The 12,389-nt window shown below is 68.2% G+C and carries 11 protein-coding genes; 4 read left to right on the forward strand and 7 right to left on the reverse strand.

All coding sequences use genetic code 11. The annotated features are described in order from the left end of the window. Window positions 1-122 precede the first annotated feature (122 nt). The 3 genes from AC6IY7_RS07850 (at window position 123) to AC6IY7_RS07860 (ending at window position 3,677) form a co-directional block, all read left to right on the forward strand. Complete coding sequence (locus tag AC6IY7_RS07850; RefSeq protein WP_497782500.1) at window positions 123-1,316, forward strand: acyltransferase family protein; 1,194 nt, start codon at window positions 123-125, stop codon at window positions 1,314-1,316. A gap of 31 nt (window positions 1,317-1,347) precedes the next feature. Beyond that, window positions 1,348-2,568 carry an acyltransferase family protein gene (locus AC6IY7_RS07855; protein ID WP_497782501.1) on the forward strand — a complete coding sequence of 407 codons (1,221 nt, stop codon included), beginning with the start codon at window positions 1,348-1,350 and terminating at the stop codon, window positions 2,566-2,568. A gap of 107 nt (window positions 2,569-2,675) precedes the next feature. After that, window positions 2,676-3,677 (forward strand): CorA family divalent cation transporter, encoded by a 1,002-nt coding sequence (locus AC6IY7_RS07860; RefSeq protein ID WP_497782502.1) that lies wholly within the window; start codon window positions 2,676-2,678, stop codon window positions 3,675-3,677. 323 nt (window positions 3,678-4,000) lie between these two features. Here AC6IY7_RS07860 and purQ read toward each other — a convergent pair whose 3' ends face one another. The 3 genes from purQ to AC6IY7_RS07875 all read right to left on the reverse strand — a co-directional run bounded on the left by purQ (window position 4,001) and on the right by AC6IY7_RS07875 (window position 5,878). Next, entirely contained in the window at window positions 4,001-4,687 is a 687-nt protein-coding gene (gene purQ, locus AC6IY7_RS07865) for a phosphoribosylformylglycinamidine synthase subunit PurQ (protein ID WP_497782503.1), read from the reverse strand. A gap of 4 nt (window positions 4,688-4,691) precedes the next feature. Further along, a complete protein-coding gene (gene purS / locus AC6IY7_RS07870) occupies window positions 4,692-4,943 on the reverse strand; it encodes a phosphoribosylformylglycinamidine synthase subunit PurS (protein ID WP_497782504.1) in 252 nt (83 codons plus the stop codon). A 101-nt stretch (window positions 4,944-5,044) separates the two neighbouring features. Further along, complete coding sequence (locus AC6IY7_RS07875; RefSeq protein ID WP_497782505.1) at window positions 5,045-5,878, reverse strand: hypothetical protein; 834 nt, start codon at window positions 5,876-5,878, stop codon at window positions 5,045-5,047. A gap of 229 nt (window positions 5,879-6,107) precedes the next feature. On the opposite strand from AC6IY7_RS07875, the gene AC6IY7_RS07880 reads away from it, so the two are divergent. Beyond that, window positions 6,108-8,990 (forward strand): AMP-binding protein, encoded by a 2,883-nt coding sequence (locus tag AC6IY7_RS07880; protein ID WP_497782506.1) that lies wholly within the window; start codon window positions 6,108-6,110, stop codon window positions 8,988-8,990. Window positions 8,991-9,125: 135 nt separating this feature from the next. Here the strand turns inward: AC6IY7_RS07880 and AC6IY7_RS07885 are convergent, their stop codons facing one another. The 4 genes from AC6IY7_RS07885 to AC6IY7_RS07900 form a co-directional block, all read right to left on the reverse strand. After that, window positions 9,126-9,434, reverse strand: coding sequence for an HPr family phosphocarrier protein (locus tag AC6IY7_RS07885; protein WP_497782507.1), 309 nt, complete (start codon window positions 9,432-9,434; stop codon window positions 9,126-9,128). Beyond that, on the reverse strand, window positions 9,431-9,832 hold the full coding sequence (locus AC6IY7_RS07890) for a PTS sugar transporter subunit IIA (RefSeq protein ID WP_196408001.1): 402 nt from the start codon (window positions 9,830-9,832) through the stop codon (window positions 9,431-9,433). The genes AC6IY7_RS07885 and AC6IY7_RS07890 overlap by 4 nt, the downstream gene beginning before the upstream one ends. A gap of 185 nt (window positions 9,833-10,017) precedes the next feature. After that, the gene (locus AC6IY7_RS07895) at window positions 10,018-10,551 is read right to left on the reverse strand and encodes an HPr kinase/phosphorylase (protein WP_497782508.1); all 534 of its coding nucleotides are present in this window, start codon (window positions 10,549-10,551) and stop codon (window positions 10,018-10,020) included. Further along, window positions 10,548-12,380 (reverse strand): sensor histidine kinase, encoded by a 1,833-nt coding sequence (locus AC6IY7_RS07900; RefSeq protein WP_497782509.1) that lies wholly within the window; start codon window positions 12,378-12,380, stop codon window positions 10,548-10,550. The genes AC6IY7_RS07895 and AC6IY7_RS07900 overlap by 4 nt, the downstream gene beginning before the upstream one ends. Between the last annotated feature and the right edge of the window lie 9 nt (window positions 12,381-12,389).

Here is a 12,389-nt window from a genome sequence, read left to right on the forward strand (position 1 = left end):
GCCGCGCCGCAAGCTCGGCCGTGGCGCCCCGCCGGCCCGCGCCTGCGGTTTTTCCGCAAGATGACGCGCGACCGCCATTTCCCTAGCCTCGTCCGCGCCTTTTTCGGACGAGCGCTTTTTTCATGCCTGTCGCTTTATCGAATTTCATCCATGCCGCCCGTTGGATCGCTGCTTTCGCCGTTCTTCTCGCTCACGCCGGTGTGCTCATCGCCTTGAGCGACATAATGGTCGCGCCGCATGGGCCGCTGGTCTATGTCTGGTGGTTCGCCGCCGCCTTCTCGCGTCAGGCGGTGACGGTCTTCTTCGTGCTCTCGGGCTTTCTCGTCGGCGGCCGCGTCTTCACGGCCATAGAGCGGCAGAGGCCGTTCCTGCGCGCCTATTTCATCGATCGCATCAGCCGCATCTATATCGTGCTGGCGCCGGCGCTGGCGCTGACCTTTGCGCTCGACGCCCTCGGCCGGGACCTTTTCGCCGGAGCCGGCGTCTATGAGCTCGCCGGCCTCGAAGGCGCCTATGAGCCCTCGCGCATTCTCACGACGCTCGCCATGCAGCAGCATATCTGGGCCGGCCAGGCGGGCACCAATGGCCCGCTCTGGTCGCTGGCCTGCGAATTCTGGTGCTATCTGCTCTTCCCGCTGCTGCTGCTGCCCTTCGCGCGCTGCTATTCTAAGACGGTCCGCCTCGCCGCCTTTTGCGCCGGCGTCCTCCTCCTCCTGCTCCTCTCACTACCCTCCTCGCGTATTCCCTTCGGCTTCGCGATCTGGTCGATGGGCGCGCTGGCGGCCCGCGCGCCGCGCCCGCTCCTGCGCGGCAAATATCTGTCGTTCTTGCTTTTTCTCGCGGTCGTCGTGGTCGCGCGGCTCGCCGTGCGCGGCCCCTTCGTCGAGGCGCATCCGGCGCTGCACGACGTCGCCGACGCGCTCACTGCGGCGACCTTCGCCAATCTGCTGACGACGCTTCGCTTCTGCGAGACCGGCTTTTGCGTGCGCCATGCGGCGCTGCATCGCCGGCTCGCGGATTTCTCCTTCTCGCTCTACGCCACGCATATGCCGATCGTTTTCTTCTTCTGGGCGGGAACGGGCCATATTTTCGGCAAGGACTGGCACAGACTTCTTCCGACGCCGGCGCATTGGATCGCGGCGGCGACTGTCCTTCTCGTCGCGCTCGCCGCGGCCTGGGTCTTCTCGCTCGCCACCGAGGCGCGGACCGCGGCGCTGCGCCGATTGCTGCAGGCGGCTTTCGCCATGGCGGATCGGCGCGCCCGTCTCGGCGAGCGCGCGCGCTGGGTTGGCCAAGGTCGAGCCGAGGGGCTATAAGCCGAGCGAGGCCAAAAGCCATCGGAGACTCATGCCGGTCCTCTTGTCGCAATTCATCGAAGCCTGTCGTTGGGTGGGCGCGCTGCTGGTGCTCGCCGTCCATTCCACCAATATGTTCGTCAATCTCGCCGACATAATGAGCGCTCCGCATTCGGCGAGCGTCTACGCTTGGTGGTTCTTCGTCAGCTTCGAGCTCGGTCATCAGGCCGTCGTCGGCTTCTTCGCCATTTCGGGCTATCTCGTCGGCGGCGCGGTGCTCGCGCAGTTGCGCAAGGACAAGCCCTTTCTGCGCGATTATCTCATCCATCGCTTCGCGCGCATCTATATCGTTCTCGCCCCGGCGCTGCTCGCCACGGCGGCGGTAGATTGGATCGGCCGCAGCTGGTTCGGCGACAGCGGCGTCTATGACTGGCCCGTGTTCAAGGACCATTTCCGCGCCGATCTCTTCCTCGGCTCGCTCGGCAATCTCGCGGCGATCTATTGCGACTTCTTCGGCACCAATGGGCCGCTGTGGTCGCTCGCCTGCGAATTCTGGTACTACATCTCCTTCCCGCTGCTGCTGCTGCCCTTCGCCCGCGCCTATTCGCCGCGGACGCGCGCGCTGGGATTTGCGCTCGGCCTCGCCATTGTCGTCGTGATGTCGATTCCGTCTGGCGGCTGGTTTCGTTTCGGCTATCTGCTCTGGGGCCTCGGCGCGCTGGCGACGCTGGCGACGCGTCCGCTGGTCAAATCGCGCTGGCTCGCGCTCGCTCTTTATGTCGCCGCCGTCATCCCCATTCGCCTCTTGGTGCGCGGCCCCATTCTCGTGGCGTTTCCTTTCCTCCCCGATCTCGCCGATCTGCTCGCGGCCGTCCTCTTCCTCAATCTGGTGGTGTCGCTGCGCTTCGGGCCGCAGGAGGGCTGGGCGCTGTTCCGGCCGCAGCTGCACCGGCGTCTCGCCGATTTCTCCTTCTCGCTCTACAGCGTGCATATGCCGCTGCTGATCCTCGCCCGCGCCATTGTCGACCAGCGTTTCGGCGCGCTATGGGCGCGCGAGCTGGCGACCCCCGCCCATTGGATCACGATGGCGGCGGTGATGACGGCCGCAATCCTCTTCGGCTTTCTGTTCTCCCGCGTGACGGAGGCGCGCACCAACGCCGCGCGGCGGGCGCTGCGCGCGGGCTTCGAGGCGGCCGAGGACTGGCGGCGCAGGCGCTTCCCGCCGCCGGTCACGGAGGAGATCGTCCGTGAGCCCGAGAAAGCCGACGCATGAGCGCGGACCCGTCCGCAGAGCGGCCTGTCGACGAAACGTCGCATCCTTCCGCTATTGGCGCGGCGACTGGCGCCGCCGCGGGGGCGCGCCCGCGAGGACGCGCGAAAATGAAGCCACCGCCGAGCGGCCCGATCGTGGGCGATTCGCCCTTTCTCTGGGTCCTGCGCTTCGACGAGGACGGAGCGTCCACGCTGATGGCGGATCACGAATTGCCGCAGCTCGACTCCGGCGTCGGCGGCTATTTCTGGGTCCATCTCAATGTCGCCGATCTGCGCTATCGCGACTGGGTCGCCGGCCGAACGCAAATTCCGGCGGAAGCGCGCGCCCTGCTCATCGACCAGGACAGCCATCAGCGGCTCGACGCCGACGAGCAGGCGCTATGGGGCGTGATCGCCGATTACGGCCGCGATCTCGAGCGTGAGGAGGATGTGCTGCGCCCGTTGCGGGTCGCCGTCACCGATCGCTGCATCGTCACCGCGCGTCGCTACGCCGTCGAATCGACGGCGACCATTCGGCAGGCGGCGCTGGAGGGCCAGCGTCTGCCCACGCCGCTCGACCTCTTCGAGGCGCTGGTGTCGCGCAGCCTCGTCGCCATAGACGTCGGTCTCGACAGGCTGCTGGTCAAATTCAATCAGATCGAAGATCGCGTGCTCGACGACGAAGCGCATGACGAGCGGCGCGAGCTCGGCGCCTTGCGTCGCCAGACGATCCGGCTGCGGCGCGAGCTCGCGGACGGGCAGCGCGTCTTCTCGCGCGCCGCCTTCTCGCCGCGCATCTCGCAGCCCACCCATGCGGCGCTGCGCCGGCTGACGCAACGCTTCGATTCGCTGCAGCAGGAGCTGCAGGCGGCGGAGGAGCGCGCGCGTCTGCTGCAGGACGAGATCGTCTCCAATCTCACCGCCGAGACCAATCGCCAGCTCTATGTGCTGACCATTCTCGGCACGCTGCTGATGCCGCCGACTCTCGTCTCGGGCATTTTCGGGATGAACACGAAGAGTCTGTTCTTCGCCGACAATGAGCAGGGCACGCTCTATGCGGCGGCGATCTGCGTCGCCTCCGCGGCGGCGGCTTTTGTCGCGCTGGTGTGGATCAGGAGACGCGAGCGCTAGCGGAGCTCGCGGCCGCTCGCAGCGTGCGGCTATCGGATTCACACATCGCGAAACACTGCGGCCGTCCTGGCCGGGCTCGTCCCGGCCATCCACGCCGAGCAGCTGAGAAACCAAAGGAAAGCGCCCGCTATCGACGGATTTCATTTCATGGCGGGCGCCGCTGGAGCTTCGGCGTCACGCCAAAATTTCGAGACGCCTCGCCGTGCTGGCGTGGATGGCCGGGACGAGCCCGGCCAAGACGTCGCGGGGGCGAGGAGGATGTGCATTCGATAGCCGCTCGCGGGGAGAGGGCCGGCGGCGAAGGCCGCGCGAGCCGATCAGCCTCACGCCGCCGCGAGGCTCTCGAATAATCCGCGGCCGTCGATTCCGCCGACCAGCGGATCGATGAGATTTTCCGGATGCGGCATCAGGCCGAGCACATTGCGCCGCTCGGAATAGATTCCGGCGATGTCGTTGCGCGAGCCATTGGGATTGGCCTCGCCGCCGACGCGCCCGAGCGAATCGCAATAGCGGAAGGCGACGCGTCCCTCGCCCTCGAGCCGCGCGATCGTCTCGTCATCGGCCTCGTAATTGCCCTCGCCATGGGCGATGGCCACTTTGATCGTCTGGCCTTGGCGGTAGTGTCTGGTGAAAGCGGTGTCGGCGCGCTCGACGCGCAAATGCTGCATGCGGCAGACGAAGCGCAGATTGGCGTTGCGCATCAGCACGCCGGGCAGCAGGCCGCCCTCGCAGAGAATCTGGAAGCCGTTGCAGACGCCGAGCGTCAGCCCGCCGCGCGCCGCATGGGCGCGCACCGCGTCCATGATCGCCGCGCGCCCGGCGATGGCCCCGCAGCGCAGATAATCGCCATAGGAAAAGCCGCCCGGCAGCACGACGAGATCCGTGCCCGCCGGCAGCTCGGTCTGCGAATGCCAGACCATGGCGGGCTCATGGCCGGTCGCCTGGGCGAGCGCGCGCGCCATATCGCCTTCGCGATTGGAGCCGGGAAAGACGATGACGGCGGCTTTCATGGGATCATATCTCGATCTGGAAGTTCTCGATGACGGTGTTGGCGAGCAGCTTCTCGCAGGCGGCGCGCAGCCGCGCCTCGGCGCCGGCGCGATCTTCGCCCTCGAGCTCCGAGTCCGCGATTTCGATATCGAACACTTTGCCCTGCCGCACGCCGGCGACGCCCTCGACGCCGAGCGAGGCGAGCGCCCCTTCTATGGCCTTGCCCTGCGGATCGAGCACGCCTGTCTTCAATGTGACGATGACGCGGGCTTTCATGCGGCGGCTTTCCATGGGTTCGGCTGCTGAGGGTGGCCGCAGGGTTAGCGGGGGAAGCGCCGGAGCGCAAGCCGTTCGGCCGGCAGTTCAGCCGCGACAGTTCAGCCGCCTGCGCGCGACCGCACGGCGGAGACGAAGCCCATCGCGCCCAGCAGCGCGATCGTGGCGGCGAAAATCGGCTGGCCAGCGGCGAGCGTGAGCATGACGGCGACGAAAGTCGCGACGCCGATCACTGTGGTGACGATGAACGAGCCGAGCGGCGATGCGGAGCCGGCCGCCGCCGCCGCGCTGCGCCGGCGCGGCTGGCCGGCGACGACCGAGACGATCGCCTGATAGGCGGGGTCGAAAATGAAGCGATCCACCGAGAGCGGCGGCGCCGAATAGGGAAAGCCGCCCGCAGGCGAGGCGAAGTCGCGGTCATAGGTCGTCGCCTCGAAGGCGCCGGGTCCGGTCTTGGTCAGATAAATGTCGATGGTCGCCGTGTCGCGCTCGCCGTCGCGGACCAGCAGAGCGGCGCGAATCGTCGCCGCGGCGTCATCGGCGTTGCGCGACGGCAGGCGCGAGCGCGGAACGATCGCCGCCTCGTCGAGGAATTTCTCGGTCGATTCGCCCCGCGCCTCGGCGGCGGAGCGCGCCGCCGCCTGCGCCTCGCGAACGATGATCCGCAGCGGAATGCGTTCGCCGACGAGGCGCGGAAGGCCGGAGAGCGCCGCAGCGCTCGGCCCATAGGCGGACAATACAGCCGCTTCCTCGCGGGAGAGCTGCTCGTCCGACTCGGCGCCGAGCGGCACGGCGAAATTTCGATAGCCGGCGGGAAGCGCATCCCGAAGCCCGGGGCCGGGGGGCGGCGTCTTGACGAGTGTCGTCGCGCTGGCGGCCTCTTCGACCGGCTCGGCCTTTGCGGCGACCGGCGAGACGCGCGACAACGCGCGCACGCTGGGCGCTCTCGATGTGACGGCGGAAATCGGCGAAACCATGTCTCGAGACCATCCAGGCGCGTCGTACGCGCGCGCAGTTTCGGCTGTCCGGCTTGCGCGAAGCTGACGCGAGCGCAACCGGAGCGATTATCGCGGCGCCCTGTCGACGCCGGGTTACAGAAAAGAGTCGAATGCCGCCGACCCCGCTCTATCTGCGTCGCAAGGGAGCGGCGCGGGAGGGGCGTCCATGCATGCAGTCTCCAATTATCCAGGACGTCGGCGCGCGACGCAGGAGGCGGCGCGGCGGGAGGTGTTCGCGGTCGTCGGCTCGCTTGCGCGGGAGATGCATCCGCGGCGAAACGCGCCGGCCGAGATTTCCCTGTCCAGCCGGCTGGAGCAGGATCTCGGCGTCGACAGCCTGGCGCGCGCCGAATTGAACATGCGGCTCGAGCGGGCTTTTCACGCCCCTCTGCCGATCGAGGAGCTCGGCCGCGCCGATACGGTCGGCGATCTGCTGAATGCGCTCGAGCACGCGCCCGGCGCCGAGCCGCCGCCCTTCGTCGAGCCACCGGCCGGGGAGGCGCTGCCGCATATTCGCGCCGCCTTCGAGGCGCGTACGCTGACCGAGGCGCTGGACTGGCACGCCGCGCAAAATCCCGAGCGCCTGCACCTCACCTTTCTGCGCGATGCGGCGACGCCCGGCGGCGCGCTCACCTATTGGCGGTTCGCCGACGACGCGCGCCGGGCGGCGGAAGGGCTCGTCGCCCGCGATGTCGCGCCGGGCGATCGAATCGCGCTGATGCTGCCGACGGGAATCGAATTTTTTGTCGGCTTTTTCGGCATTCTCTATGCGGGCGCCATTCCCGTGCCGATCTATCCGCCGATGCGCATGGCGCAGATCGAGGAGCATCTCACCCGCCAGATCGGCATATTGCGCAACGCCGGCGTCAAAATGCTCATCACTGCGCCGGAGGGGCTGCGCCTCGCCGGCCTCGCCCGCCGGCAGGTCGAGACGCTGGAGGAGATCGTCGCCGTCGCCGATCTCGTGAGCGCGGCGAGCGGCGCGCCGCTGCCGCCGACGCGCGAGGCGGGCGCGACCGCCATGCTGCAATATACGTCGGGCAGCACCGGCGATCCCAAAGGCGTGGTGCTGAGCCACGCCAATCTTCTGGCCAATGTGCGCGCCATGGGCCTCGCCATAGGCGCGAGCTCGGCCGACACTTTCGTGAGCTGGCTGCCGCTCTATCACGATATGGGATTGATCGGCGCCTGGCTCGGCTGCCTGCATTTCGGCGCGCCGCTCTATGTGATGTCGCCGCTCACCTTTCTGTCGCGGCCGGCGAGCTGGCTGGAGGCGATCGATCGCCATCGCGGCACGCTGAGCGCCGCGCCCAATTTCGCCTTCGAGCTCTGCCTCGACAAGATCGATCCCGCGCAGATCGAAGGGCTCGATCTCGGCTCGCTGCGTCTGGTCGCCAATGGCGCCGAGCCGATCTCGCCGCGCACCATCCGCCGTTTCGCCGAGAAATTCGCCAGATATGGTTTTCGGGCGGAGGCCATGGCGCCGGTCTATGGGCTCGCCGAGAATTCTGTGGGCCTCGCCTTCCCGCCGCCCGGCCGCGCGCCGATGATCGACCGCATCGACCGCGACGCGCTTTCGACGGGCGAACGCGCCGAGCCGGCGGGGAAGGATTCGTCCAAGCAGGATTCGCCCACGCAGGATTCGCCCAAGCTGGAGATCGTCTCCTGCGGCGCGCCGCTGCCGGACCATGAGATCCGCATCGTCGACGCGGCGGGACGCGAGCTCGGCGAGCGGCGCGAAGGGCGGCTCGAGTTCCGCGGGCCGTCCGCGACCGCGGGCTATTTTCGCAATGAGGAGAAGACGAAGGCGCTGATTCGCGACGGCTGGCTCGACAGCGGCGACCGCGCCTATATGGCCGGCGGCGAGCTCTATGTGACCGGAAGGGTCAAGGATATCGTCATTCGCGCCGGGCGCCATCTCTATCCGCAGGAGATCGAGGAGGCCGTCGCCGAGGTGGACGGAATCCGCAAGGGCTGCGTCGCCGCCTTCGGCGTGGCGGATACGGAAACGGGCACGGAACGGCTGATCGTCGTCGCCGAGACCTATGAGACGGTCCCCGAGGCGCTCGGCGCGCTCGAGACCAAGGTCCAGACCGCTGTGGGCGCCGTCTGCGGCGCGCCGGCGGATGAGGTCCGCTTCGTCCCGCCGCGCTCGACCCCCAAGACCTCGAGCGGCAAGATCCGCCGCAGCGCCGCCAAGACGCTGTTCGAGGAGGGCCGGCTCGGCGAGCCGCGCGGCCCGGTCTGGTTCCAGATCGCGCGGCTGGCGTTCTCAGGCCTGTGGCCGGCGACGCGCGGCGCGGCGCGGCGGGCGGGCGAGCTGCTCTACGCCGCCTGGTGGTGGCTCCTCGTCTGCGGGGGTTATTTCGCGACCTTTGTCGCGGTGATGAGTCTGCCCGGCCGCGCGACGCGCTGGTCCGCCGTGCGGAAAATCGCCGGAACCATGCTTCGCGGGCTCGGCGCGAAGATCACGACGGAAGGGCTGGAGCTTCTGCCCGCCGGCGGCGCCGTGCTCGCCTTCAATCATTCGAGCTATGTCGATGTGATGCTGCTCGCCGCCCGCCTGCCGGGCGAGCCGGCCTTCGTCGCCAAGATGGAGCTCGCCGGGCAATTCTTCGCCGGTCCTTTCCTGCGGCGGCTCGGGGCGCTTTTCGTCGAGCGCTTCGACATAGCCGCGAGCGTCGCCGATGCGGAGAAGCTCGCGGCCGCGGCGCGGGAGGGGCGCAATCTGGTCTTCTTCCCGGAGGGGACGTTCACCCGCCGCGCGGGTCTCTGCGGCTTCTATCTCGGCGCGTTCAAGATCGCCGCCGAGGCCGATCTGCCGGTCTATCCGGGCGTTTTGCGCGGAACCCGCGGCATGTTGCGCGGCGGGCAATGGTTTCCGCGCCGGGCGGATCTGTCGCTGACTATTTTGCCGCCGATCCGCGCCGGCGGGGCGGATTTCATCTGCGCGCTGCGGTTGCGGGACCATGTCCGCGCCGCCATTCTCGCGCGCTGCGGGGAGCCGGATCTGAGCGAGCTGTTCAAGCCGCGGCGGGGGGAAGCTTAGCGCGCAGGCCCCCTCCCCAGCCCTCCCCCGCTGCGCGGGAGAGGGAGCAGATTCCGCGCTTCAGGGAGATTTCGCGAAACGCTCGCCGCCTCCCTCTCCCGCGAATAGCGGGGAGAGTGAGGGAGGGGCCTTCCGCTACTCGTCCTCGCCGAAGCGATTGCCGACCAGCGCCGCCAGAGCCTCTATCGCTTGGGCGGCCTGGGGGCCGGCGGCGGTCACGGTGATCGTCGAGCCCTGCGCCGCGCCCAGCGTCAATATGCCCATGATCGAGCTGCCGCCGACCGTGTCGCCGCATTTGGACACGGTGATCTCGGCCTCATAGGCCTCGCAGCACTGGACGAATTTGGCGGTCGCCCGCGCGTGCAGGCCCTTGCGGTTGACGATGACGAGGTCGCGGATGATGCGGCCGCCCTCGGTCGCGGCGGAAACGGACTGATCGGTCATTTGGCGTTGAGAACTCGGCTGGCGATATAGACATATTTGCGCCCGGCGTCCTGGGCTTGCAACACCGCCTGCTCCAGCGGAGCGGTCTCGCGCACCGAGGCCAGCTTGATCAGCATGGGCAGGTTGATGCCGGCCAGCACCTCGACCTTGCCGCCATTCATCACGGAAATCGCCAGATTCGACGGCGTGCCGCCGAACATGTCGGTCAGCACGACGACGCCGTCGCCGCTGTCGGCCTCGGCGATGGCGTCGATAATGTCCCGGCGCCGCCGCTCCATATCGTCCTCGGGGCCAATCGAGATCGACACGAGCTGTTTCTGCGGGCCGACCACATGCTCGAGGGCCGCGCGAAACTCCGTGGCGAGGTGGCCATGGGTCACCAGGACCATTCCGATCATTCGCAGCTACCGCTCATGAAGACCGTCTCGCAGGAGAACGAGATCGTCGAAACCGGAGAACCGAAGCAGACCGGCATTGCGGCTCACCAATTTACTAACGCGAATGTCGCCCCGACGTTCGCAGCGTTTCGGGCGCCATTTTGTGCGTTGCGGCGAAATTGGCAAGCGAAAACCTCCTATCCTCGTTAAAATGCCACAAACTGATGAATAAACGACAAAATCTTTCTTGTCGCCCCGGCCTCCCGGGCGTCCGCGGCGAGCCGCGGCAGCGTCACCCCGCAGAGTTTCGCCTCTTCGTCCCCCTCCATCGGATATCGATGCGGCGCGTCATCGCGCGGCCCGCGCAGATCCACGAGACAGCGCAGCACCCCCGCCGGCTCGAATTCCGCCGGAAGGACGCCCCTGCCGCGTTCCTCTATCGCGCCGGCGATGGCCGGATGCGGCCGCGCCAGCAGACGGCCGTGGCGGCGGACGAGCTCGACGCGATCATCGCCGATGAGACGCGCGAAAAGGCCCCGCCCCTGCGCGAGATGGATCAGCTCGAGGCAAAGCCCGCTCTTGCCGGCGCCGGAGGGGCCGCGCAGCAGAACGCCGGCCGAGCCCAGGAGCAGAGCATCGGCGTGAATCATGACGCGGTCTTCGTCGCAGTCTTGGTCATGGCCGTCGTCCTGGCCGCCGTCCTGGCCGTTGACTTGGCGCGGGCTGGATGCGCCGCTCATCGCGCCGCCGGAAGCCAGAGCACGAAGCGCGCGCCCAGCACGGCGTCGTCCGGCGCGATCTCGTCGGTTCCCTCCGGCTCGGCGCGCGTGCGGTTCATCGCGCGGATGCGGCCATTGTGCGCCTCCACGATCTGCCGTGAGATCGACAGGCCGAGCCCGGAATTCTGGCCGAAGCCCTGCTCCGGCCGATCCGTGTAGAAACGCTCGAAGACACGCTCGAAAGCATGGGCGGGAATGCCCGGACCATCGTCGTCGACGATGATCTCATAGCCGTCGATCGGCGCGCCGCCCGGCCCGATCGCCTGCTCCGGCCGCAGATAGACGCGCACGCCGCCGCCCGGCGAGGAGAAGGAGCGGGCGTTGTCGATGAGATTGTCGAACACCTGCGCGAGGCGCGAATCATGGCCGAGAATGCGCCAGCGCCGCCGCGGATCGGCCGGCTGAATGTCGAGCGTGATCGCGACGCCGTCGCCGCGGTCGAGGTCATGCGCCATGCCGACGACCGTCTTCAGCACGCCGGCGACGTCGACGATCTCCATATCCGCGCGCGCGAGCTCGGCGTCGAGACGCGAGGCGTCGGAAATGTCGCTGATGAGCCGATCGAGCCGGCCGACATCATGCTTGATGATGGTGAGCAGGCGCGAGCGGGCGTTGTCGTCCTTGACGATGGGCAGAGTCTCCACCGCGCTGCGCAGCGAGGTCAGCGGATTCTTGAGCTCATGCGCGACATCGGCGGCGAAATGCTCGATCGCCTCTATGCGATTGTAGAGCGCGCGCGTCATGTCGCGCAGCGCGCCGGAGAGATGGCCGATCTCGTCCTGGCGCTGCGAGAAATCCGGAATCTCCTGGCGCGATTTGACGCCGCGGCGCACGCGATCGGCCGCCTCGGCGAGACGGCGCATGGGCTCGGCGATGGTGCCGGCGAAGAACAGCGACAACAGCAGCATGACGCCGGCCGAGACCAGGAAGATGCGGATGATGCCCCAGCGCTCCTGCGCGAGAATGGCGTCTATGTCGCCGCCGAGCGTCGACAGTAGCAGCGCGCCGCGCACGGAGCGGAAGCGCTGCACCGGCACGGCGACCGAGATGATGGTCTCGCCCTTGGCGTTGGCGCGCACCACGGAGAGCGCGCCGCCGGTGAGCGCGGCGGCCACCTCCGGATAGGCTTTGCCATTGCCGGCGCCGATATCCTCATAGAGCGGCAGCTCCGGCCGCCGCGTCCAGCGCCGCAGCGCATCGATCCCGCGCTCGAGATAGCCGGTCGACTCGGCCGCGCCGCCGGCCGGTCCGAGCTCGAAGCGCAGAATATTGGAGCGGCCGGTGACGGAGCGCGAATCGAGCAAGAGATAGCCGTCGCGATCATAGATGCGCGCGCGCGTGCGCGTCGGCGACACGAGACGGCGCAGCAGCGGGCCGATGCGCTCGGGATTGAGCGAGAACTCCATCGAGGGCTGGCTGCCCTCGGCGAGGCTGTAGCTCTCGCCGGGCGCGAGCCGCAGCAGCTTCTCCGGATCGATGGTGATGGCGTCCGTGTCGACGGTGGCGGAGGCGGCGATCGCCGCGGCGATGATCTCGCCCTGCGTCTGCAGGCTCTGCACGCGCGCGTCGATCAGGCCTTCGCGGAACTGGTTGAGATAGAGGAAGCCGCCGAGCAGCGCCACGAGGCCGCCCAGATTGAGGACGACGATGCGCCGGGTGAGCGACGACGACAGACGCGACTGAATGGCGCGCGCGAGACGCGCGAAGCGAACCGACGCGGCGCGGCCGATGCGCTTTTGCCGCGCCTGCGTCTCGACGACGCCATGGTCGTTTTCTGTCGTGACGGTCATGAGCGGGAT

The organism is Methylosinus sp. is20ea (assembly GCF_059718135.1).